This is a genomic window from Anaeroglomus insulsum (genome assembly GCF_050689095.1).
Lineage (GTDB): Bacteria > Planctomycetota > Phycisphaerae > Sedimentisphaerales > Anaerohalosphaeraceae > Anaeroglomus > Anaeroglomus insulsum.
In genome coordinates this window covers 1-23,888 of the sequence record NZ_JBOGCL010000001.1, presented here as the reverse complement: position 1 = coordinate 23,888, position 23,888 = coordinate 1, and the positions used below count along the sequence as shown (strand labels likewise).

The window sequence follows — 23,888 nt, the reverse complement described above, 5'->3', positions numbered from 1 at the left end:
TTTATGAATACTGATTTTGGAGCAGAGGGGGCTGGTTTGATGGGGGTAAATGCGATACAATCCAGGTATGGCAGAATCCAAACATGACAGGCTGGAACGAATACGGGAGTTGATACGGACGTTTCCGACGGCGCCCGGGTTGTATTTTATGAAGGATGCCAACGACCGGGTGCTGTATATCGGCAAGGCCAAGAATCTGCGCAGCCGGGCGGGGAGTTATTTTCAGCCGTCGGCGAACCTGGCCGAAAGCCGGGGGCCTTGGATTGTGGAGATGATTGACAAGACTGAGACGGTCGATTATCTGCAGACGGCCAGCGAAGTCGATGCGATTTTGCAGGAAGCCCGCCTGATAAAGGATATTCATCCTCCATATAACACGGACCTCAAGGATGCCAAGACGTTTCCCTATATCGAGATTCCCACCCGGCAGGATTTTCCAGGGGTGTATATTACGCGGAATCCCGATGCGAAGAATCGGCTATTTGGGCCGTTTACAGAGGTTCGTGACCTGCGGGCGGTGTTTGTGGTGTTACAGAAGATATTTCGTTTTCGCACTTGCCAGCTCGAGATTTCGGCATCGGATGAGAAACGCCGGTTTTTCCGCCCGTGTATCCTGTATAACATCCGACAGTGTTCGGCGCCGTGTGCGGACAAGATTTCCAAAGAAGATTACAAAAAGAGCATTGCCGAGCTGGTTGTGTTTTTGAAGTCCAAACGCTCGGGAATTCTCAACGATTTCAAGAAGCAGATGGAGGAGGCGGCGGCCCGGCTGGATTTTGAGACGGCGGCGATGTACCGCGACCGAATTCGCCAGATCGAGAATCTCGATAAGCGGGGCACGGCCGACCGGGATGTGCAGCCGGAGGCGTTCCGGACCGACCCGGCCGAGGCGCTGGAGACGCTGCAGGCGATGCTCAAAAGCCAGCGGCCGATACGGATTATCGAGGGCTTTGATATTGCCCATCTGGCCGGGCAGGAGATGGTCGGCTCGATGGTGCAGTTTATCGACGGCAAGCCGTTCAAGGATGGCTACCGGCGATTCAAGATCAAGACGGTGACGGGGGTGGATGATTATGCCTGCCTGCAGGAGGTGGTTGGCAGGCGATACAAGCGGGCGGTCAACGGGGAGGAATTGTGGCCGGACCTGGTGCTGATTGACGGCGGGCTGGGGCAGCTTCACGCAGTGCAGGAAGTGTTTGCAAAGCTGGGGGCGGCGACGCCGAACCTGATGTCGCTGGCCAAGCGCGAGGAAGAGCTGTTCATGGCCGGACGCGATAAGCCCATACGCCTGTCGCGGACGTCGGCGGCATTGAAGCTGCTGCAGTATATCCGTGATGAGGCACATCGGTTCGCCCAGCATTATCACCATCTGCTGCGGAGCAAAAAGATGCTGGAAGAGCCGTAGAAAGTAGAATTGAGAATGAGGCGGAATGCCTTCGGCATAGGAAATTGACCTCAAGCACGGAGGCTTGAGCTACTATAAAAAGACCTCAGACAGAAAGGGTTGAGCTGCTATAAAAAATAGTGCGGAAGCGTGAGCTGCTATAAAATAGCTTTTAAGCAGGGAGGAGTTCTGTTTATCAATTCACGTGTCTTATGGCTCAACATATTTTTTCTGATAGATTTTCTAAAGATGTCCCTACAAAATTGGTTTGCTGTAAGGAGAAGATGCGCAGGTCAAAACTCTGTGATTTCGACTTGCAGCGAGTCTCGGACTGCCGGCCAGGGGGCGGTCGGGATGAGGCCAAACGCGCGGGCGGAGGCGGCTTTAAGGGCGGTCTGGAGGGCCGGGCCGAGGTCGCTGTCTTGTGCGGATTCGGCGATGAAGCCGGCCAGCAGGGTATCGCCGCAGCCGACGGTATTGACGACCCGGGCCGGGGGATTGACGATGCGGCCGGAGCAGGCCTTGTCCTGAGTGACGGCGATGGCTCCCAGGGCCCCGCGGCTGACTAAAACGATGCGAACCTGCCGGCACAGGGTACGGGCGGCCTTGATGATATCCGGCTCTGTATCGGGGATGGATTCGTCCAGCAGTTCCCGCAGTTCGTCGAGATTGGGCTTGATCAGTTCGAGTCCGCCTTGCAGGACGGCTTTTTTCAGGGCCAGGCCGCTGGTGTCCAGAACGATGTCAGCCCCGCGGCTGCGCAGACGGGCGACAATGGACAGGCATTCGTCCAGCAGGACACCCTGCGGCAATGAGCCGGCCAGCGCAACAATGCTGCCGGGCCGGACGAGGGTATCCAGGTCGTCGGCCAGGGACCGCAGCGAGGCGGCGTTAGCCAGCGTATCGGGGGCGCGAAGATGGCTTTCCTGTCCCGAGCGGGTATCGATAAGGGTGATATTGTGGCGGGTGGTGCCGGGGGCGGCGGTCAGGCGAATCTCCACCCGGGGCTTGAGCGGCTCGACGGCGGCCAGCATCTGCGGAAAGTCGGCCTGTCCCCACAAGCCTGCGGCGATACTGGGGATATCCATCCAGGCCAGCGCCGAGGAGATATTCATTGCTTTGCCAGCACAGGTCAGGGTCTGCGAGTCGATTTTCTGATGTTCACCCCAGACAAAACCATCGACCCGGCAGGTGACATCCCATGCAGGGCAGATACCGACGGTAATGATGGGTTTAGGTCCGGCCATAGTTGTCCACCATATTCGTAATCGATTTCACACTTCTTGTTTGCAGAAGACGATGAAATTTGAGCAGAAAAGACCACAATTGACAAGAAAAAAGCGGTTTCAAGAGGCAAAAAGTCGGGTGCCGGCGCTAGGCGTCCAAATTCGATTGAATCGGGATGTGAAATTGGGTATAATTTCATCCGTATCTATGCAGCATATCCAATAAAGAAGGTTTACGATGAAGCGGAGGGTAGTGTGAGACAGATAGGTTTGTTCATAGGATGGGTGTTTTGCTGTGCGGCGTGGGCCGGGCCGGTCGAGCAATCGCAGGTGGAACTTGCGGCCCGAGGGTGGCTCAGACAGAATCCTGCCCCGATGGAACAGTATTTAAGTCAGCAGGCCGGACAGATTAAATCCTATTCAGACGCAGAGGGTCGGATTCTCTATTACATCGTCGAAATGGAACCGCAGGGTTTCGTGGTGTTTTCATCGGATGATGCGATTGAGCCGGTGATTGCCTTCTCGGAGACGGGGCGATTTGCGGATACGCCGGATAATCCGCTGGTGGTTTTGCTGCGGCAGGATATGCAGGAACGTCTTGCGTGTGTGCGTGTGGCGGCATCGGCGGGGGATGACAGCAGCTCAGTGCAGCACAAAGATACACAAACAGCTAATAAGGATTTATGGCAGCAATTGATTGACTCAGCGGCGGCTGCGGCTGAGCAGGGACAGATTCAGGCGGCCGGGATGACCTCGGTCAGTGATGTCCGTGTGGCACCGCTGTTGCAGGTCAAATGGGGACAGGACGAAGTGGACGGGCAGCCCTGTTATAATTATTATACGCCCAATCACTATCCGACGGGCTGCGTGGCGACGGCGATGGCGCAGTTGATGCGGCATTATGCATGGCCGACGGCGGGCATCGGGGTGCATGCGTTCAAGATTCATGTGGATGAGGTTGAGCAGACTTGGAATACCCGGGGCGGCAATGGGGCAGGCGGTCCGTATAACTGGAGCCAGATGCCGTACGATCCGCAGGCCGGGGGGCTGACTGTGACCCAGCGGCAAGCCATTGGGGCATTGTGTTACGATGCAGGCTTATCGGTCGGGATGGGCTACACACCGACCGGTTCGGGTGCCGGCGTAGGGTCGGCCAATGATGCCCTGAAAAATACATTTGGTTACAGCAACAGCATTTTCAGCAACAGCTTTTCGTCCGCCGGAGACGCGGGATTGTGGGGCATGGTGAATGCCGACCTGGATGCAGCGCTGCCGGTGCTGCTGGGAATCAGCGGCCCGGGAGTCGGACATGCCGTCGTGGTCGATGGATACGGCTACAACTCCGGCCTGATGTATCATCATTTGAATATGGGCTGGGGCGGGCTGGACGATGCCTGGTATCAACTGCCGAATTTTACCGCCGGTTATACATTCAATGCGATGACCGACTGCGTCTATAATATTTATGTCAGCGGGACCGGCGAAATCATCAGCGGGCGGATTACCAGCATGGCCGGGCTGCCGCTGGACGGGGTCACGGTAACGGCCTATCAAGGGGCGACTGCGGTCAAGCAGACGACCACCAACAGCCGGGGGATTTTCGCCCTGAAAAATCTGGCTTCCAATGCTTCTTTCCGTCTTTCGGCGGTCAAGAGCGGCTATGCCTTTGCGGATAAAACGGCCTCGACGGGCAAATCGCAGGACTGGAACGCGGCCAGCGGCAACATCTGGGGGATTTCCTTTGTAGCGACCAATGCCACGCCGCCGACGGCCATGGATGCGACGGTGGATTGCACTTCGATGAATCCTGTCACGATTGGGCTTGAGGCCCTGGACGATCACCTGCCTAGCCCGCCGGACAAATTGACGTATATCATTATGTCGCTGCCGGAGCATGGATTTTTGAGTCAGCCGGGCTATGGGGCGATTACGACGGCGCCGTGGCCGCTGGCGGCGGATGCCGACTCGGTGGTCTATACACCGTGTCCCTATTATGGCGGACAGGATATTTTCACCTTCAAGGCCAATGACGGCGGCGTCAGTCCGACCGGCGGAGACTCCAATATCGCCGCGGTAACGCTCAATGTCGATAATACCGTAACCGCCGGATTCGGGGCCGATAGCAATATTGGCACCAATACCATGATTAATACGACCTGTTATGCGGCGCGGTCGCAGGCGCTGTATCTGAAAAGTGATATTGGTGCTTCAAAGTATATTACGGATCTGGCGATTTATTTTACAACCCGGCCGCCGATTACGCTGAAAGAATGGACGATTCGGATGCAGCATACGACGATGTCCTATTACGATGATGTGGTTGCGGATTTTCTGACAACCGGCTGGACGATGGTCTATCAGGGTGATGTGACGGTGACAGCGGAGGGATGGTATAATTTCCATTTTCAGACACCATTTTTGTATGATGGCGTGAAAAACCTGCTGATTGATTTCAGTTTCAGCAATACAGAGGTTTCGTGGGATACGGGGTGGTATTTATTCCATGATGTGCAGGATTCACGGGTTACGACCATTGTGACCGAAAAGGCCCAGCATACCAGTCCGCTGACATGGAATTTCTGGTATAATAATGGTTATTACTATGGCGGCGGATGGCTGCCTTCGATCCAATTGATCGGCACGCTGCCCATTGAAGCCATGGTCGGCGATTTCGATGCAAGCTGCGATGTGAAGCTGCCGGATTTGATGCTGTTATCCGCGGCGTGGATGAGTCAGCAGGGTCAGGCCCATTACAATCCGGCGTGTGATATCTCCGTGCCGAAAAATCAGGCGGTGGACATCGGCGATCTGGCGGTGTTTGCAAATCACTGGATGGATATCTATACGTTCTGATTATTTGGGTGTTTCTTTTTTGGGCTGAGGCGGGACGAACTCCGGCTCATTGCGGGACGGCAGCCACAGGGCCAGTTGTTCCTTGATGGGCCGATATTGTTCGCGCTGGGACAAATTGGTCCATTCGTTGGGATCGGTGGTGTGGTCATACAATTCCTCACTGCCGTCAGAGTAGCGAATATAGCGGTAGCGGGAATCCCGGACGGCGTGGTTATTATAGCGGGCAGTCATCAGGACCGGGTAGTTCCAATCTCTGTCGGGATTGTCCAGCAGCGGTACCAGGCTGCGTCCGTCGATGTCCTTGCGGGCGGGGGTCTCCGCCAGTTCCATCAGCGTGGCGTGGATGTCCAGCAGACTGACGGGTTGGCTGCACCGGCTGCCTTCACTGGTCAGGCCAGGCACAACGACCATCAGCGGTGTGTGCGTGGCTGTCTCCCACAGGGTGTTTTTTTCAAGATGGTCTTTTTCTCCCAGATGAAAACCATGGTCGCCGCACAGGACGATGATGGTGTTGTCTTTATGGGGGCTGGCTTCCAATGCATCCAGGACCTGTCCGACACAGGCATCGGCAAAAGACACACTGGCCATATAGCCCTGAATGGCATTATTCCATAGCCCGTTATTTCGAATGAGGCGAAAGTCCGATCCGCTGGCCAGTCGGCGTCCAGCCATCGGGATATCATCGAGGTCGTCCTGGCGGTAGGCTGGAGGAATGATTTTGTCAAGCGGGTGCATATCGAAATACACTGACGGAACATACCATGGCAAATGCGGCCGGAAAAAGCCGCATGTCAGGAAGAAGGGCTTGTTGTGTTTTTCCTGCAGCAGTTTACCGGCCAGTTGGGCGGTCTTCCAGTCTTCGGTTTTGCTGGCATCAACCTCAATCGGTGCCCAGTCGATGGAGGAGTTATAATAAGCACTGCTGAATTTGCCGTTGAGCCGGTGGGCGTATTGCTTGTCCTTGGCCGGGGTGGGTGTGCCGCAGCGCTGCTGAAACATCACATCCCAGGATTGCGGGTCGGCGAATTTGCCCTGCGGCAGGTGAAACACTTTGCCGCCAGTCAGGGTTTTATAGCCGTTTTTTCGCAAAAATTGCGGCAGGGTAAGACGTTCTTTCAGGTCAGGTTTATCCCGAAAACAGACATTATTATCATAAATGCCGCTGCTGGACGGACGCAGGCCAGTCAAAATGGCCGTCCGTCCTGGGTTGCACTGCGGGGCTGGAGTGTAGGCGTTCTCGAAAACGATGCCCATCTGGGCAAGCCGCATCAGGTTGGGGGTTCTGGCCTGCGGGTGGCCCGCCAACGGCTCGATCCAGGTGTTCAGTTCGTCGATAAATATCATCAGGATATTCATCTTTTTGGATGCGGGCGTGGCGGTAAATCGGCCCAGCATCTGGACATCACGGTCAGACTCCGGCATCGCCGCTGCCAATGCGCCTGCGGCACTCCATTTCAAGAAATTTCTGCGATTCAGGTTCAACGTTATATATCCCTTCACTACGTGTCTATAAATATAGATGTATGCTGGGGATGTAAATAATACGGAAATCTGAGAAAAACGCCAGGATTTTATGGCTTTGGGGTTTGGAAACCGGACTTGACAAAGCCGGATTTGGGGGGATAATGGCCGCCAGCTATGACTCAGGAAAAAAAGAAAAAGAAAAAAGGCAATGTCGTTACGGATTACCTGTTATATCTTTTTGTGCGGGTATTGACGTGCTTGTTTTATTGTTTTCCGGTGGAGGCGAATCTGCGGACGGCCTGCTGGATTGGCCGGATTATGTGGAAACACTATCATCGCGGCCGACAGCGGGCGATGGATAACCTGCGGGCCAGTTTCCCGGACAAAGACGAGGCCTGGCTGGAAGCTACCGGCATGCGGTCGTTTGAGCAGCTCGTGATGATGGTGATGGATGTGCTGTTTACGCCGCGGCTGGTGAAGCTGGAAACCTGGCCGACGATGTTCAGTTTCCGCAACATCGAACGAATCAAGTGGATGATGAAAGAGGAAAAAGGGCTGCTGATGGTGACGGCCCATTACGGCAATTTCGAAATCATCGGCTATTTGATGAGCCTGTACGGCCTGAAGATTTACAGCATTGCCCGGCCGCTGGATAATCCGTTTATCAACCGCTGGCTGATGAGCGTCCGCGAAAGCAAGGGCCAGAAGATTATCTATAAAAAGGGTGCCGCCGAGATGATGGACCAGTTGGCCGCCGACGGGGCGACATTGTGCTTTATCGCCGATCAGGATGCAGGCAAAAAGGGTGTATTTGTCGATTTCTTCGGTCGCAAGGCCAGCACCTACAAGAGCATCGGCCTGGTGGCGATGCAGTATAATCTGCCTATTGTTATTGGTTGTTGCCGGCAGCATTATAAGAAATTCTTCTTCGAGATGGAGCCGACCCGAATTATTTACCCGCACGAATGGGCCGACAAGCCCGACCCGCTGCGGTGGGTGACGCAGGAATACACTAAAGCCATCGAGGATTTCATCCGCAAGGATCCTTCGCAGTATTGGTGGCTGCACCGCCGCTGGAAAACCCGCCCCAAAGAAGAACGCCTTGTTGAGGAAAAGAAATCCTGACTCAGGCGAACATAGATCGATTATCGTTTTGATAGCTTAAGGATTAAAGGATAAAGGTATGACCAAGCAGGAAAAAAGCTGGCAGCATCGGCTGGATGGTTCGATGGATGAGCTGGCGGTGGATTTTGTGGAGTCGCTGTCGTATGACTGGCGGCTGTATCAATATGATATCGTCGGCTCGATAGCCCACGCGCGGATGCTGGCGGCCCAGAAGATAATCACCAAGGCGGAATTTGAGGCGATTGAGGCCGGACTGATCGAGATTTCCGAACAGATCGCCGCTGGCAAGTTTGTCTTCGACAAGACCCAGGAAGATATTCACATGGCCATTGAGTCGGCCCTGATCAAAAAAATCGGCGACCCGGGCCGCAAGCTCCATACCGGCCGCAGCCGCAACGACCAGGTCGCCACCGATATCCGCCTGTGGATGCGGGATGAAATCGAGGCGATCCAGAGCTACATTGTCCAGTTGCAGCAGGCCTTTGTCACACTGGCCGCCAAATACACCGAAGCCATCATGCCGGCCTATACCCATCTGCAGCGGGCCCAGCCGGTCAGTATCGCCGCCTACCTGCTGAGCTTTGTGGAGCAGTTGGCACGGGATTATTCCCGTCTGGCCGACTGTCGCAGGCGGCTCAATGTCTGTCCGCTGGGCAGCGGGGCGGTGGCGGGGACGACCCTGCCGCTGGATCGGCAGCAGACGGCCCGGGACCTGGGCTTTGCTGACATCACTTATAACAGTATCGATGCGGTGGCGGATCGCGATTTCTGTGCGGAGTTTATTTTCTGCGGGTCGCTGATCGCCGCCCACCTGTCGCGGCTGGCGGAGGACTGGATTCTCTATACCGCGTCGGAATTTTCGTTCATCCGTACTGCCGATGCCTATTGCACCAGTTCCAGCATGATGCCGCAGAAGCGCAACCCGGATATGCTGGAGCTGATTCGCGGCAAGACCGGTTCGGTCTATGGTGCCCTGATGGCGATGCTGACGATTCTGAAGGCCCAGCCTTCGACCTACAACCGCGACCTGCAGGAAGACAAGCTGCACGTGTTCAAGGCCGCGGATGTGGTCAGTCAGTGCCTGCGGATGGCCACAGCGATTGTCTCGCATACGACATTCAATACCGAGCGGATTGCCGCCGGGCTGGATCGCGGTTTTCTCGACGCGACGGCCCTGGCCGAGTACCTGGTCCGCAAGGGCATTCCTTTCCGTCAGGCCCATGGCATTGTCGGCGGGCTGGTGGCTCTGTGCGAAAAAGAGGGCAAGGAAAAACTGGCGGATCTGTCGCTGGCCCAGTTCCAGGCCGCCTGTGAGAAAATCGGACAGGATGTCTATCAGACGCTCAACCCGGCAGGGGTGTGCCAATCGTACCAGACCGAAGGCTCCGGCGGCTGTGCCTCGGCGATGTCGCAGGTGAAATACTGGCAGGAACGACTGAAAACAACCAGAACTTAAGAACCAAAGAACCTAAGAACATAAGAACACAAGAACATAAGAATAGCAGAAGGATGAAACATGAATGCACCGGCTAAGAAATTTGAGGATTTATTTGTCTGGCAGAAAGCTCATGAACTGGTGGTGGCCATTTATAAGGCAACACGAGAGTTTCCGAAGTCGGAATGGTATGGTCTTGTCAGTCAAATGCGAAGGGCGGCGATTTCTGTTCCTGCTAACATAGCAGAAGGCTTTAAAAAGAAGACTAAAGCAGATAAGGTCAATTATTTGACGATAGCTTATGGTTCGCTTGAAGAGATGCGTTATTATTTGATATTGTCCAAAGATTTGGCGTATTGTGATACGCTGGAGCTGCAAAAGCAAACACACGAAGTAGGTAAGTTGCTTGGCTTGTATCGTTCAAAGATTGAGAATTCTTAAGTTCTTGGGTTCTTAGGTTCATGAGTACTTTTGTTAAAGAAGACACCATTACCGCCTGGTTTGCCGCTCAAAGCAAAATCGACCCTGCACGCTTTCCCATCGGCATCGGCGACGACATGGCTCAGGTGACACTGGATGGCGGGGCGTCGGTGCTGATTACGACCGATATGCTGCTGGACGGTGTGCATTTTGACCTGCGGACGGCAACGCTGGAGCAGGTCGGCTATAAATCCATGGCCGCAAGCCTGAGTGATTGTGCGGCGATGGCGACGATTCCGTTGTGTGCGGTGTGTGCGGTCGGCCTGCCCAAAGGCTTCGGACAGCAGGAATTAAAGACCCTGCATGCCGGCCTGATTCGGGCAGGGCGGATGTTTGACTGTGAATTGGTCGGCGGGGATATCACCGCCTGGGCCGAGCCATCCCAACGGCTGGCGGTCAATGTGACTATGCTCAGTAAACCCACTGCCTGGCATCCTCCCGTGCGGCGAAATGGGGCAAAGCCGGGTGACTTGATCTGTGTCTCCGGCCCGCTGGGCGGCTCGCTTGCCGGCAAACACCTGTCGTTTGTGCCGCGGGTGCAGTTGGCTTACGAGATGACCAAGCTGGCCCGGATTCATGCGATGATGGATTTGTCCGACGGCCTGAGCACCGACCTGAACCGGATTTGCACGCAAAGCAAAGTGGGGGCGCTGATTGAGGCCGACAGGGTGCCGATCTCCGATGCCGCCCGACAATCCGCCGACCCACTGGCGGCGGCCTTCAACGACGGCGAGGATTTCGAATTGCTCTTTACCGTTGCCCCCGACCAATGGCAAAAATTACAAACCCTCAGCGATATCGTCCGTGTGGGAACCGTGACCGACTCCGGCCGGATGGAATTGCAGCAGCCCGACGGCCGCATCGTCCCGCTGGAGCCAAAAGGCTTTGATCATTTGTGATCAATTCGAGAATGTAAGAATACAGGAATACACGGATACAAGAATAAAAACAATGGAAAAGGTCATTGAAATCATCACACACTCGGCAAAGGATACCATTGAACTGGGCAAAAATCTGGCCTCGGCTCTGCAGGGTGGGGAAGTGGTTGCTCTCATTGGCGACCTGGGCAGCGGCAAGACTCACCTGATTAAAGGCATCGCCATTGGCCTCAACGCCCCCGACCCGACTAAGGTGTGCAGTCCGACCTTTGTATTGGTCAACGAATATAGTGCCAGAGACGGAAACCTGACCCTGTATCATATTGACGCCTACCGCCTTAATAGCCTGCGGGAATTTGAATTGCTGGGCTTTGAGGATTTCTGTCGTCCGGATGCGATTGTCTTAGTTGAATGGGCCGATAAAGTCCTGCCGGCCCTGTCCGGCCTGAACCTGCTGCGAATAGAACTATCCCATGCCGGCCAGGACCAGCGCCGCATCCGCATCGTGAATCCGACGGAACGCATCCAAGCCTGTGTACAGAAATGCGGTTTTGGACCGAGATGAACCAGAGACTATAGAAGGAAAGGACCAGTACACGTTGCCGGGCGGCGATGTGTACCAGTCCTTTTTCTGGGAAGGGGTTTCGGAGGGGGTTAATCCCATTTTACTTTTTCGGATTCCGAAAGCAGTTTTTTGACCCGTTCGTCAACAGCGGCATCTTTGTTGTTTTTAAGTTTTTCCAGTTCGCCTTCGCGATTTTTGACTTCTTTCTGCAATTCTTCCAGCCGCCTTCGCATGTCATCGTACTGCATCTGCATTTTAGCCATAATCAGGTCAAAACGGCGTGAAACCAGAGGGCTGAGTTCGGCAACCAGTTTTTCTTTGTCCTGGCCTTTGGCTTTGCGAATCTGTTTCAATAATTCCTCTGTCAGCCGCTGATTTTCCATATCTTCTTTCAGGATTGCGGCCAGTTTGGGATTATTGCGCTCCGCCTCAATGATGGGGCCATAGCGCCGCATGAGGTCTGCCATTTTGCCGATGTATTCCTCCGGTTTCTTTTCGCGGAGTTCTTTGATTTCCACGGCCTGGATAGGGTAATTCTTCTCCAGCCATGCGATAAATTCATTATGCATCCGTTCGATGCGATCCTTCCAGGGGGTGCCGTAGCCAGGCTGGCCGCCGGGCTGACCAAAACCCTGACCAGGGCCGGGCTGTCCAAACGGCTGAGGTCCCTGGCCGGCGCCGGGCTGACCAAATGGCTGAGGGCCTTGTCCGCGGCCGCCCATGGGGTCTGCTCCCTCGGGACGTCTATCTCTGTCTCTGCCGCCGCGTTCAAATTGCTGTCGCATCTGACGGAAGCGGTTGGTGAATTCCGTGCGAATTTGTTTGCGGAATTCGTCCAGGTTTTCCTTGCGTAATTTTTCAAATTGTTCAGCTTTGGCCGGATCCTGGATACGGATTTGCTCGAGGAACTGATCGATACGCTCATCGGGCAATTGCGGTTCAGGGCGGGCTAATTCTTCGGCCCAGAATTCATCCATCGTGACCGCGGCATTATCCGTATTGACGGCCTCAGCTTGTTTTTGTGCGTCGGCGGGCTTATCGGTTTCGGCCAAACAGACCAGGCACAGCAACCCGCACAGCGACACACATATCAGAATCAGGGGTATTTTACGATTCATTCAATTATCCTTTCCAGAAATCGGTATTGCTGGCGATGATTTCAAGACTTTCAATTTCGGTGGACAGGTTACTGTCGTCTTCAAACCATTTAAGAGGTTTGTCCTGAATGGATTCGACCTGTCCGGCGACAGCTTCGATTTTGGCCATGAGGGTACTAACCGGGTTATCGTCCGAGGTGGTGCTGTCTTCCCAGATGTGGGCTGCAGAAGCCAGGAGATCCGTTGGGGTTTCGGTTTTTTGGTTGCTCAATACGACCCAGCCGACGGTAGCCAGAATCAGGGCCGCAGCGGCTGACAGATAGAAGCGTATCGCAGCGGCAGGACGGATGGTCCGGGCAGGCACAGCCAGACGCCGGCTGACCCGCTGCTTGAGAGCCTCGAGAGATGGGTCGGAGAGCCTGGGCGCAGGCATGGCAGCCAGCATCTCCTGGACTTCCTCAATCTCCTGGGCCATTTGGGCCGCTTCCTGACTGTCCATGAACTGCTCAATCAGGGATTTTAGTTCATTTTTATCTTCTTTCATAAGACACCTCCGACCTGCATGAGTTCCCGGAGTTTTTTCATACCCCGGTGAATCTTGCATAATGTCGTTCCAATGGGTTCGTTTCGCCTTTCGGCGAGTTCCTTAAAGCTTAAATCGGCATAAAACCGCAGCATAATCAGTTCGGCAATATCGGGTTCCAGACGCCCAAGGGCCTGTTGCAGGCGGATTTCCATGTCGTTTTCTTTCTCAGGAGTGGTTTCGACCTGTACGGTTTTGGCTTTCTCGGTGAGCATTTTCCTATGACGGTACTGGTTTCTCAGATGGTCCTTGAATAAATTGCCTGCGATGGTGAAAAGCCAGCTATCGAAGGAACTGCCTTGCCAGGAACCAATTTTCTCAACTAATTTGACAAAGAGCTCGCTTGTTAAGTCCTCGGCAGTATCCCGTGATCCGCTAAGGCGGTAAAAGAATCCAAAGCAACGATTTGCGTACAGATCAATAAGCTCACTAAAAGCCTCCGACTGTCCCGCTTTGCACTTTTCAATCAGGTTGTGTAATTGCTCTGGGTTCATCTTCCGTTTGTCTTCACTGTTTCAGACGGTTGATATTGGAGAAATATTGCATCCAATTAAGAATTTATAAGTCTATGTATTCAAAAGAATTAATGATCTTCTGGCGGATTTGGATCGTCGGAAAATCCAAAGTCTTCAGGGGGTTGCGGGGAGTCTTGGTCGTCATATTTCCAACTATCCGCCTCTTCTATATCATCAATCTCTCTTTTGATGTATTTGAAGATTTTATCCTGGAGGGGGGCCATGCGGCTCTGGAAGGCGTTCATGCGGTCAAAAGCCTGGACAAGCAGGTCGGTTTTTAAGAGCTGCCATTTGGCGATGCATTCTGTCTCTTTTATGTTATTGAAGGGGTCGCACAGGAAAATCCGGCGGCCATCCGGTTCCTGACGATAAAATTCGCAATCTTTACACTGGATCATAAAAGTCTCCAATTGGAATTTTTCTAAAGGGGGTCTTGCAATTTCCATAACATTCTATATACTAATCACCCAAAATGGTTTTGGCAAAATGTTTATGACTTAAGAATTTTTGGAGATTCTGATGGCTAAATCGAGACGCAGACGCAAAATCGGCAGCAAAAAGAGGAAGGCTCGCTGGAAAGTCCGGCACAAAATTACCGGCTAAGGCGTAGTCTAAATTTTGCCTGCGTTTTCGTTTATTGAGAAGCGGGCGTACTATACACAGAAAGTGCAGAAGTTTGTCTTCGGAGGGAAAGTTCTGCACTTTCTTTTCATTTGGCCGTATGGAACATTATGATGTCAGGTTTCTTCCGGAAGGTCGTACCGTGCGGATTCACGCGGGGGCGACGCTGTTTGAAGCGGCAGGACAGGCTGACATCATTTTAGTCAGTCCCTGCGGGGGACGCGGCACCTGCAAGAAATGCCGGGTGCGGCTTGAACCGTCGGGGCAGGAAGTGCTGGCCTGCCAGTATCGCATCCATGAACCTGTGACGGTGACCATTCCCGCGGCCAGCCGATTGTATCATCACCAGATACTCGAAGAGGGGGCCGATAAAGAAATCCAGATTTCGCCAATGTGGCGGAAGGTTTTCATTTCTACCCCCTGCGACAGCTTAGACCTTGTGTGCGACATTCTCCGCAAGCAATACATTCACATTGTGTCCCGGCCGGCGTTTGATTTTTGGGCTGCTGATTTTGGCAAGGGGCTGACGGCGGTTCTGCATTATCATCTCCCGCTCAAGGGGTGGGATATTGTCGCCGTGGAGCCGGGGGATACGGCCGGACTGTTATATGGAGCGGCGGCGGATATCGGCACGACGACAGTGGTCTTGCGGCTGGCGGAGTTGAAGACCGGAAAGATTCTGGCGACGGCGTCGGCGGCCAATCCGCAGCATCAGTGGGGGGATGATGTTATCAGTCGGATAGAACTTGCATCGACTCCTGAGGGGCAGGCACTTTTGCAGAAGGCGATTGTCGATTGTCTGGGGCAGCTTCTGCGACAGGCGGCGGCGATTGCCGATGTGGATATGCGATACGTGTATGAATGTACGGCGGTGGGTAATACGACGATGAATCACCTGCTGCTCAAATGGCCGGTCAGTCAGTTGGGGCAAAGTCCCTATCTGCCGCACAGCGTGGAGGCGTGTACGGTACCGGCGGCGGAGGCCGGGCTGGCGATTCATCCGGCGGGGGTGCTTTTTACGCCGCCCAATATTGCGGGGTTTGTGGGGTCGGATACCTTGGCGGCGGCGGTGGCATCCGACCTGGATACGGAGCATCAGACGACGCTATTGGTGGATATCGGCACCAACGGCGAGCTGGTCTTGTGCCATCAGGGTCGGCTCTATACGGCCAGTTGTGCGGCGGGGCCGGCGCTGGAGGGGGCACGGGTACTGCATGGCAGCCGGGCGATGGCAGGCGCGATTCAGCGGGTGGTGATCAACAGCGATGATATTGATATTGACGTGATTGGGGGCGGGCGTCCTCATTCGATTTGCGGCAGCGGGCTGATTGATGCACTGGCGGTGCTGGTGGAGCTGGGGATTATCGATTCGACGGGGCGGTTTCTGGGCCGGGAAGATGTGGAGGAGGGGAGGTTTTCGGCGAAACTGCGGGACCGCCTGATTGAGCATGCCGGACAACCGGCGTTTGTGTTTGCGGCGGAGTCGGGAAAGCCTGTGGTGGTTTTGACGCAGGGGGATATTCGGCAGCTTCAGTTGGCCAAGGCGGCGATTCGGGCGGGGATTCGGATGCTGGAAATGACGGCCGGGATTACCGAGGACCAGATCGAGAAAGTCCTGTTGGCAGGCGCGTTCGGCAATTACATTCAGAAGTCCAGTGCGGTGACGATTGGCCTTTTGCCGGCGGTGCCGCTGGAGCGGATTCATTTCGTGGGCAATGCCGCCAGCCTGGGGGCGATGGAGATTCTGCTGGATCGCGGTGTGCGGGCCGGGTGCGAGACGCTGGCCCGGCGGATGGAGTATGTGGAACTGGCTACGCGGGCGGAATTTCAGGATATTTACGCTGACTGTTTGGTGTTCGATAAAAAATAACAAAATGACAATTAAGAACCTGAGAACCCAAGAACTCAGGAACTTAAGAATGAAACGGAATGCTTTCGGCATGGAACTTTAGCCTTAAGCACGGAGGTTTGAACTAGGTGAGCCAGTGGTCGATAAAGGCCAGCAGGTCGAGGAGGTTAATTCTGCCGTCGGGGACCAGGTCCCAGCCGCCGTTGAAGCATGCGTCGCCGGCGGTGCTCATCCAGCAGGCCGACAGGCCCGCAAAGTCCAGCAGGTCAAGGGGCCGTGTTTGGTTCATGTCAGCCATGGTCGCATCAATCCAGTCGTTGAACCAGGTGATGTCCTGGGCGATGGTGAAATTGTCATATACGGGGGCAAGCGTACCAACCTCGATTGAGACGCCGATGAGCAGGCCGTCCTGATTATACCATCCGCCGCCGCTGTCGCCGGGGGCTGCGATACCACCCAAGGGATTATATTCCGGAGTATTCGGGGGAGCAAAATCGGAAAACAGTGTATATTCCGGGAACGTGATGCCGTCGCCGAATCTGTCGATAGAGTTCTGGCAGCCGCGGCGCTGGTAGTCCGGCGGGAAGTAGCCGGTTTGGGGTGTGCCGGTGCGGCCGAAACCGATGATGCTGACCGATGAGTCGGGCTTGAGGATTCCGCGAAACCGGACCGCGGGGGAGACGCCGGCGATAGGGGTTTTGAAGTAAAGCAGGGCTATGTCCGGGCCGTAGGCGTCTGCGGTGGAGTCGGGATAGCGGAACCATTTGTCAGCTATGAAAAGCCGGGCCGGGTCTGCAATGTAGCTGGAATCGAGGCTGATAAAGGCTCCGCTGTAGAGAGGGAGGCCTGAGCTGTCGAAGTATTGATGGGCACTGCACAAGGCCCAATGAGGATCGATAACCACTGCGGAGGCTCTGAAATGAAAGGCGTTCTGGTTGATGCAGCCTGCAGCGACGGTACTGGAGAAGTGATTGCCAAAGGTGGTATAGTCTTCATCGCGGGAGCCAGAGTGCCGGGCGATTGCAAAACCATCCTGTGCAGCCGCAACAGCCAGCAATAATCCATATATGAAAACTCTATCCTGATTCATTCACTATCCTTCTCGATCCAAGGGCGACAGGTCTGTGAACGACGGGGTATTCTATAATACCCAAAGAAATGGCCGGGTTCAAGGCAGGGCAATGGGTTAATTGTCCTATGAATGTTACAAATGATGCTCGGAATTATTCCATAATGTGGGGAAAATGCCTTGACAGGGTTGGAGGGATTTCTGACAATACAATCGGAGCTGATTACGTGAAACTCAGCAAGTATGTATTTACATTTCCCATTTCGAAACGAGATGGAAGATTTCGGTGCAGGAAGTGTTCGTTGCCGTGATGTGAACTCTGGATAAGTCAGGATCGGGTATGGATATATCATCTTTTTTAATATCATCGGTTTTGGGTTCATTTCGTTATTTTTTCTCGTTGAAAATGGGCTGGCAGAGGATTGCCGTGCGGATGATTTTATGCGGGGTGTTGTGTACTGCGGCGGTCCGAGCGGAGTTATCGCGGGAGCCGTTTTATCACAAGTCAAATGCGCTAATCCTGCGGTCCAGGGATGTGCATGGCGGGGGGTATGCATGGCAGATGGTTCGGCAGACTCAGGGAGTTACGGGGGCGGATGTGTCGCGGGTGGGTTTCAGGGCGGATGCAGGACTCAAGGCGGTCGTGCCGGGAACCGTGCTCAACAGTCTGGTTTATAATGGGGTATATCCGGAGCCGTATTATGGGCTGAATAATGCCAGAGAAAAGAAGCTGATTCCGGATATAACAGAGGTGGGGAGTGCGTTTTATACCTATTGGTTCCGGACGGAGTTTGAGCTGACGCCGGCGTTTGCGGGCAAGCGGGTGATTTTGCGGTTTGACGGGATTAACTATCGAGCCCAAATCTGGGTCAACGGGCGGGAAGTGGGGGCGATGGCGGGGATGTTTAACCGGGGCTTTTTTGATGTGACGGATGTGGTGAACTACGAGGGGGCTAATGGGCTGGCGGTGCTGGTCAAGCCGGTAGATGTCCTGGGCGGATTCAGCAATAAATTCAAGGAAGTCCGGGCGGTGGGGGAAAACAAAAACGGCGGCGATGGCCAGTTCGGCAAAAACGTGACGATGCTGATGTCGATTGGGTGGGATTTTACGTTTTCGGATGGGATTCGGGATCGCAATACGGGGATCTGGAAGGATATTACGCTGTTTGCGGTAGATGCGGTGGAATTGCGGGATGCGTTTGTCAAGAGTGAATTGTCGGTGCCGGATTTGACACTCTCGCGACAGACGATTTCGGTCGAGGTGATTAATCACAGTCCGATGGTGCAGGCCGGAACGGTGAAGGCCGTGATACCAGAGGCTGGTGTGCGGATTGAAAAGCGGGTGGAACTGGCGGCGGGCGAGAATAAGACTGTCACATTTGGGCCGCAAGAGTATCTGGAGCTGGTGTTTCAGAATCCCAGGTTGTGGTGGCCGATGAACAAGGGCCCCCAGCATCTGTATCGAATGACGCTGACATTTGAGCGGGGCGGCAAGGTATGCGATACGGAGACGGTGCGATTTGCCGTGCGGCATGTCAGCAGTGACCAGAATACGCCCGACCGCAGCCGGCAGTTTTATGTCAACGGCAAGCCCATTTTCCTGCACGGGACCAACTGGATTCCGGAGGCGATGCTGCGGAACAGCGAGGCTCGGACCTATACGGAACTGCGGAATACGCGGCAGGCGGGGATTAATTTTATCCGCTTCTGGGCGGGCGGAATTGTCGAGAGCGATTATTTCTTTGATTTGTGCGATGAGCTGGGGATTCTGGTGTCGATGGAGTTCTGGCAGTCAGGGGATACGGTGCTGCCGGAGGACCGTCAGTTGTATCGGGCCAATGTTGCCGACACGATTAAACTGCTGCGGAATCATCCGTCGCTGGTGTATTATATCTCGGCCAATGAGCGGGATGCCAGGGGGATTGTGCCGATCAAGGATCTGGTGGATTCGCTGGATGGGACGCGGGGCTGGCAGGCAGGATCGGAAATAGACGGGATTCACGACGGCAGCCCGTATAAATATGTAAACCCGATGTTTTATTACGATGACAGTGCGTCCAGCCGGGGCAGCCGGATAAACGGTCTGTGTCCGGAGTATGGGACGCCGTGTCTGCCGACGCTGGATAGTCTGAAGGAGATGATGGACCAGAAGGATATCTGGCCGGTGAACAAGGATGTGTGGGATTATCATGACGGCGGCGGATTCCATGATATGGTGCTGCGGTATGTGCCGGCGATTCAGGAATACGGGCCGGTGGAGACAGCGGAAGAACTGGCGTGGAAGGGGCAGATGGTGGGTGCGGTAGGGTATCGCAGTATCTGGGAATGCTGGACGTATAACCGGCTGGATTGCGGGGATCGGTTCACGACGGGGGTATGGTTCTGGTATCATAACAGTCCGACACGGCAGGTGTGCGGGCGGATGTGGGACTGGTCGCTGGAGCCGACGGCGGCATTGTATTATTCACAGGATGCCCACGAGCCGATTCACGCTCAGTATGATTTCATCAAGAATACGGTGTCGGTGAATAACGAGTTGTATGAGCCGTTCAAAGGAACGGTGTCGATTCGGATTTTTGATCTGAATATGAAGCTGCGGTATGAAAAATCCTGCGAGGTGTATGTGTGCGAGGACCGGGTGGCCAATGATGTAATGGCGGTGGTGCTGCCGGGGGATTTGTCGTCGGTGCATTTTATCCGGCTGGATGTCAGAGACCGCGACGGCAAAGCGGTGGCGGATACGTTTTACTGGCGTTCGACACAAGTCTACAAGGGCAAGAACAGCTATACCGGGCCGTTGTATGGCGGATTTGAGGAGATTGAAAAGCTGCCGGAGGTTGCGCTTTCGGCGAAGGTCAAAAAGCAGGATGGCAAATATGTGGTGAGCCTGAAAAATCCATCGGAGTCGCTGGCGTTTATGATTCAAGTCAAGCTGGCCGATGCCAAGACCAGCAAGCCTGTGCGGCCAACGTTTTACACGGATAATTTTTTCAGTTTGCTGCCGGATGAAGAAAGGACGATTGAAGTTGAACCTTATGATCGCCAGGGAACTGGCTATACGATGATCCTGGATGGGTGGAATGTCAAGCATCAGACGCTGATGATTCACTGAAATGAGAAAGCCTGCGGCAGTCAGGCAGATCATAAAGTCCGGATCGCCGGGGACTGCCTGAGCATATCCAATCAAGAGACAATGACTTGCGGAGAATCATATGGTGTATCGAATGATCAGACTTGTGCTGGGATGGATGATAATTTTGTTTGGTTCGGGAGCAGGGGCTTCTGAAATATCGGTTGCCGCCGGCCAGCCAGGCGGAGCCAGGAGTATTCGGGAATTCGGAGTCCTGCCTTCCAACAGTCCCGCAGTGAATCGGGACAACCTGCAGAAAGCGATTGACTGGGCGTCGCGGTGCGGGGGGGCGCTGTATGTGGAGCCTTCCGAGGAGCCGTATCGCGTGGACGGCGGGCTGGTCTTGAAAGCGAATGTGTCCCTGATTGGTGTGCATGGACCGGTCGGGCGGGGGACTCGGCACCCGGAGAAAATGCAGCCGGTGGGCAGTGTGTTTGCCATTGAGGATGACAAGAATCCATTCATTACCGTAGAACATGCCACCCAGATACGCGGCATTCAGTTCTGGTATCCCAAACAGACGCTTCGGAATCCGGACCAGATTATTGCGTATCCTGCGACGATTCGCTGTTCGCCTTCGAAGGGAGCACAGGGGGTGACGCTGTCGTGCCTGACATTCTATGGAGAATACCTGGCGATGGATTTTAACGGCGGGCGGGGCGGGATTGTCGAGCAGATTTTGTTTGAGCATTGTTACGGCTATCCGCTGGGCGGGGAATTTATCCGGATTGACCATTGCTACGATATACCACGGATTCTGCACTGCCATGTGAATCCGGCCAACCGTCGTATGATTGACGGGGGATACAGTCGGGCGGTCATTGATGCTGTGATTGCCCGCCAGACGTTTACCTACCGGATTGACCATACTGACAATGCGCAGCTGATGGATCTGTTTACATTTGGGACCTATGGCGGGATTTATCTGGGAGCAGCCAGTTACGGTCAGTTGACCAACTTCAATTTCGATTGTGTGAAAGTGGGTATCCTTAAGCTGGGTGACAATACCAAAAATCGCAACTGGCAGATCAGCCAGGGGTCAATTATCGCCAATGCGGGGCAGGATGTGACGGAGATTCACCCCATTATTATCGAAGGGATGGGACACACGGCGATTACGAATGTGGAAGCGTTTTCGGGGTTAAATGGGGCTTTGACGGCGATTGAGCAGTCGCAGGATTATATGCTGGTGCGGGGCCAGGAAAAACTGACGGTGACACTGTTTGGGTGTCGGATGCGGAATTATGCATCGGAGCAGCCTTTTACAGTAACCAATCCCAACGCTGTGATTCGAGCCGTCGGGTGTATCGATAAACATGAAAACCTGTTTGAGTATCCGGCGTCAAAATAGCCAAAGCTCAATTGCAAGAGTCAAAAAAAGAGGGCCTGGCGTTTGCCAGACCCTCTTTTGTGTTTAGCAGGACACTGCCGGCTTAATACGGGAAGGTGCAATGGGTGTCTGCCGGATTATTGCAGTCCAGCCAGCTGTTGGCGATGACTGCAAGGTCATAGAGGTTGATGTAGCAATCCGGTGTTCCGTTGGGGCCGCTCAGGTCGGCTGCCATTCCAAGGCCATCGGCCAGAACGTTTTCACATGTGGGAATGGTCAGGGTTACGGCGATCTGATCGGTCAGATTATAGACCCCATCGGTGGCGTCCAGCCGCAGGACATAGATGCCCGGAACCGTCGGGAAGGTGACGGTGGGATCTTCGGCAGCGGGGTCACTGAAGACAACCGAGGCCGGGTCAACTCCTGTGGGAGTCTGTGCGACTGTCCATGTCAGGCTCAGTGGGGCAGGCATGCCATCGTCAATCATCCGCGTGGCATCCATCTGTACAGGAATCCCCTTGTAAAATACGGTTTGATCGGGTCCGGCGGTGATCAGGGGAGCCTTGTCGCCCTGGGCGGCCAGGGCTAAAATCTCGGCGTCGCTGAGGGCATAGTTGTAAACGCGGATATCATCTACCATGCCGGGCCACAGCCGTTCGGCATCGGCGCGGTTGCCGATCTGCAGGGGCATCGTGCCCGTCCCGAGGGTATAGCCGGAGGGCATATCTGCGGTATTATCCAGAATACCGTCGATGTAAATTTTCATCTGGTGATTGACGCCGTCATAGACACCGACGACATGCTGCCAGGCCGGACGGAAGACCTGACGGACGCTGAAGACTTCACGCTGTGGGCTGCCGGATTGCACGAGATTCCAGCGATTGGCATTGATCTGGAAACGCCAGCCAGCCAGGTCATAGCCGATGAGCATTGGGGTTTGAAGTCCATTCATTTCGCCTTCGACCTTAACCCATGCCGCGACACTCAGACCAGTACGAGTCGAAGCATAATTCGGATCGACATTGCCGAGCGTATTGGGGACTTCCCAATATTGCTGGGCCATGAAGTTCACCGCAGTGGGCGAGATATGGCCGGCAACGAGATTGGGTTCGGCGTTGGCTTTATGGTGGAATATGCCGTCAAAATCGCCGGCGATATCCACGAGCGTATTGGGGTCAGGCAGACTTTCAAAATCCCAGTGCGACAGCATCTTGTCGTCGGCATGGTCCCGGACATGGACGGTAATGGTGTCATTGACGGTGCTATCACCATCAGAGACCTGCATTTGCAGGGTATAAGTGCCCTTGGTGCTGAAGCGGACAACCGGATTCAGCACGGCGGTGTCGGAAAAGGTGACCGAGCCTGGGCCGCTGAGCTTGGACCACTGGACGGTAACATTTTCGGTATCCGGATCAAATACGGTCCCGACCGGCTGAATGGTATCGTTGACATAGATGATAAAGTCGGTTCCGGCATTAATGACCGGGATGCGGTTGAACGTGGCACCGCTCATCTGATAGACGGCGTTGGAAAACATCTTCCACCCCTCCTCGGTGAGGTTATAGGTACCGTCACCTGATCCGCCGGACTCACCGGCTGCAAATGCCAGACGCGGACCGCCGGCGGTCTGGCCTGAACCACTGTAGAATTCGGTTCCAGCTGCCCAGCGTGCAATCCAGACATACGGTGTGCCGGCATCTGCACGATAGGCCACAAGAGTCCCATTGCCGGCGCTGCTTGTGGTAACCGTGGTGGACACTCCCTGAGAGAGCACATCCACCTGATTATTCTGATCAATGGTTACACCCTTGAAAATAGGATCATTTGCCAGGACAACAACCAGATTGGCTGAGGTGTTGGATTCGGTGCCGTTGAGCCATTTCCAGCGGTTATTCCGCCAGAGATACCCGTTCATATTGATCATCGGGGCGGTAATGGAATTCCAGAGTGCAATCTCAGTGGCGTTGCTGGCGTACTGGCCGCTGTCGCCCCACCGACTGATAATAACCAGGTCATAGGTGTTGGCCAAATCGCGTTTGGTCGTATCCATGGTTCGAGGACCTGCCAGCCGATCAACGGTATATCCTTCCGCGGTGAGCCGATCGATAAAACCGGCTTCCCGTGTCAAATTGGGAGGTGATTGTTCTACTGCGTCGGACACCCATAAAATCCTGGTTGCTGATGCGATTGTTGACAGACAAATCAGCATCACTCCAATTTTGACTGTTTTGTTGTTCATCACTTTACCCTTTCCAGTTAAATGTTATAAAGTTTTCACTGTTAC

The 23,888-nt window shown here is 54.4% G+C and carries 18 protein-coding genes; 10 read left to right on the top strand and 8 right to left on the bottom strand.

Translation table 11 applies throughout. The annotated features are described in order from the left end of the window. Positions 1 to 49: 49 nt before the first annotated feature. Complete coding sequence (locus ACQ9LF_RS00090) at positions 50 to 1,405, top strand: excinuclease ABC subunit UvrC (RefSeq protein WP_462487323.1); 1,356 nt, start codon at positions 50 to 52, stop codon at positions 1,403 to 1,405. 272 nt (positions 1,406 to 1,677) lie between these two features. Here ACQ9LF_RS00090 and ACQ9LF_RS00085 read toward each other — a convergent pair whose 3' ends face one another. After that, positions 1,678 to 2,631, bottom strand: a complete 954-nt coding sequence (locus ACQ9LF_RS00085) for a 1-phosphofructokinase family hexose kinase (RefSeq protein ID WP_462487322.1) — start codon at positions 2,629 to 2,631, stop codon at positions 1,678 to 1,680. A gap of 234 nt (positions 2,632 to 2,865) precedes the next feature. On the opposite strand from ACQ9LF_RS00085, the gene ACQ9LF_RS00080 reads away from it, so the two are divergent. Beyond that, positions 2,866 to 5,463: a C10 family peptidase gene (locus tag ACQ9LF_RS00080; protein WP_462487321.1), complete on the top strand. Its 2,598-nt coding sequence runs from the start codon at positions 2,866 to 2,868 to the stop codon at positions 5,461 to 5,463. On the opposite strand, the gene ACQ9LF_RS00075 is transcribed toward ACQ9LF_RS00080, so the two are convergent. After that, entirely contained in the window at positions 5,464 to 6,945 is a 1,482-nt protein-coding gene (locus ACQ9LF_RS00075) for a sulfatase (RefSeq protein ID WP_462487320.1), read from the bottom strand. A gap of 156 nt (positions 6,946 to 7,101) precedes the next feature. Here ACQ9LF_RS00075 and ACQ9LF_RS00070 point away from each other — a divergent pair, with 156 nt between their 5' ends. The 5 genes from ACQ9LF_RS00070 to tsaE are packed head-to-tail and all read left to right on the top strand — an operon-like array spanning position 7,102 to position 11,410. Next, positions 7,102 to 8,052, top strand: coding sequence for a lysophospholipid acyltransferase family protein (locus ACQ9LF_RS00070; protein ID WP_462487319.1), 951 nt, complete (start codon positions 7,102 to 7,104; stop codon positions 8,050 to 8,052). 58 nt (positions 8,053 to 8,110) lie between these two features. After that, positions 8,111 to 9,508, top strand: coding sequence for an argininosuccinate lyase (gene argH / locus ACQ9LF_RS00065; protein WP_462487318.1), 1,398 nt, complete (start codon positions 8,111 to 8,113; stop codon positions 9,506 to 9,508). 60 nt (positions 9,509 to 9,568) lie between these two features. Beyond that, complete coding sequence (locus tag ACQ9LF_RS00060) at positions 9,569 to 9,928, top strand: four helix bundle protein (RefSeq protein ID WP_462487317.1); 360 nt, start codon at positions 9,569 to 9,571, stop codon at positions 9,926 to 9,928. A gap of 20 nt (positions 9,929 to 9,948) precedes the next feature. Beyond that, the gene (gene thiL, locus ACQ9LF_RS00055) at positions 9,949 to 10,866 is read left to right on the top strand and encodes a thiamine-phosphate kinase (RefSeq protein ID WP_462487316.1); all 918 of its coding nucleotides are present in this window, start codon (positions 9,949 to 9,951) and stop codon (positions 10,864 to 10,866) included. Positions 10,867 to 10,918: 52 nt separating this feature from the next. After that, positions 10,919 to 11,410 carry a tRNA (adenosine(37)-N6)-threonylcarbamoyltransferase complex ATPase subunit type 1 TsaE gene (tsaE, locus tag ACQ9LF_RS00050; protein ID WP_462487315.1) on the top strand — a complete coding sequence of 164 codons (492 nt, stop codon included), beginning with the start codon at positions 10,919 to 10,921 and terminating at the stop codon, positions 11,408 to 11,410. Between the two features lie 89 nt (positions 11,411 to 11,499). Here the strand turns inward: tsaE and ACQ9LF_RS00045 are convergent, their stop codons facing one another. The 4 genes from ACQ9LF_RS00045 to ACQ9LF_RS00030 all read right to left on the bottom strand — a co-directional run bounded on the left by ACQ9LF_RS00045 (position 11,500) and on the right by ACQ9LF_RS00030 (position 14,051). Beyond that, positions 11,500 to 12,528 carry a hypothetical protein gene (locus tag ACQ9LF_RS00045; RefSeq protein WP_462487314.1) on the bottom strand — a complete coding sequence of 343 codons (1,029 nt, stop codon included), beginning with the start codon at positions 12,526 to 12,528 and terminating at the stop codon, positions 11,500 to 11,502. A gap of 4 nt (positions 12,529 to 12,532) precedes the next feature. After that, a complete protein-coding gene (locus ACQ9LF_RS00040; RefSeq protein WP_462487313.1) occupies positions 12,533 to 13,051 on the bottom strand; it encodes a hypothetical protein in 519 nt (172 codons plus the stop codon). Then, positions 13,048 to 13,584, bottom strand: a complete 537-nt coding sequence (locus tag ACQ9LF_RS00035) for an RNA polymerase sigma factor (protein ID WP_462487312.1) — start codon at positions 13,582 to 13,584, stop codon at positions 13,048 to 13,050. Before ACQ9LF_RS00035 ends, ACQ9LF_RS00040 begins: the two co-directional genes overlap by 4 nt. An 89-nt stretch (positions 13,585 to 13,673) precedes the next feature. Then, complete coding sequence (locus ACQ9LF_RS00030; RefSeq protein ID WP_462487311.1) at positions 13,674 to 14,051, bottom strand: hypothetical protein; 378 nt, start codon at positions 14,049 to 14,051, stop codon at positions 13,674 to 13,676. A gap of 275 nt (positions 14,052 to 14,326) precedes the next feature. Between ACQ9LF_RS00030 and ACQ9LF_RS00025 the strand changes: the two genes are divergently transcribed. Next, on the top strand, positions 14,327 to 16,096 hold the full coding sequence (locus tag ACQ9LF_RS00025) for an ASKHA domain-containing protein (protein ID WP_462487310.1): 1,770 nt from the start codon (positions 14,327 to 14,329) through the stop codon (positions 16,094 to 16,096). 103 nt (positions 16,097 to 16,199) lie between these two features. On the opposite strand, the gene ACQ9LF_RS00020 is transcribed toward ACQ9LF_RS00025, so the two are convergent. Then, the gene (locus tag ACQ9LF_RS00020; protein ID WP_462487309.1) at positions 16,200 to 17,165 is read right to left on the bottom strand and encodes a hypothetical protein; all 966 of its coding nucleotides are present in this window, start codon (positions 17,163 to 17,165) and stop codon (positions 16,200 to 16,202) included. Between the two features lie 385 nt (positions 17,166 to 17,550). Between ACQ9LF_RS00020 and ACQ9LF_RS00015 the strand changes: the two genes are divergently transcribed. Together ACQ9LF_RS00015 and ACQ9LF_RS00010 are read left to right on the top strand one after the other, a co-directional pair. After that, positions 17,551 to 20,256, top strand: a complete 2,706-nt coding sequence (locus ACQ9LF_RS00015; RefSeq protein WP_462487713.1) for a glycoside hydrolase family 2 protein — start codon at positions 17,551 to 17,553, stop codon at positions 20,254 to 20,256. A gap of 112 nt (positions 20,257 to 20,368) precedes the next feature. After that, entirely contained in the window at positions 20,369 to 21,625 is a 1,257-nt protein-coding gene (locus tag ACQ9LF_RS00010) for a hypothetical protein (protein ID WP_462487308.1), read from the top strand. 82 nt (positions 21,626 to 21,707) lie between these two features. Here the strand turns inward: ACQ9LF_RS00010 and ACQ9LF_RS00005 are convergent, their stop codons facing one another. After that, positions 21,708 to 23,843 carry a LamG domain-containing protein gene (locus tag ACQ9LF_RS00005; RefSeq protein WP_462487307.1) on the bottom strand — a complete coding sequence of 712 codons (2,136 nt, stop codon included), beginning with the start codon at positions 23,841 to 23,843 and terminating at the stop codon, positions 21,708 to 21,710. Positions 23,844 to 23,888 lie beyond the last annotated feature (45 nt).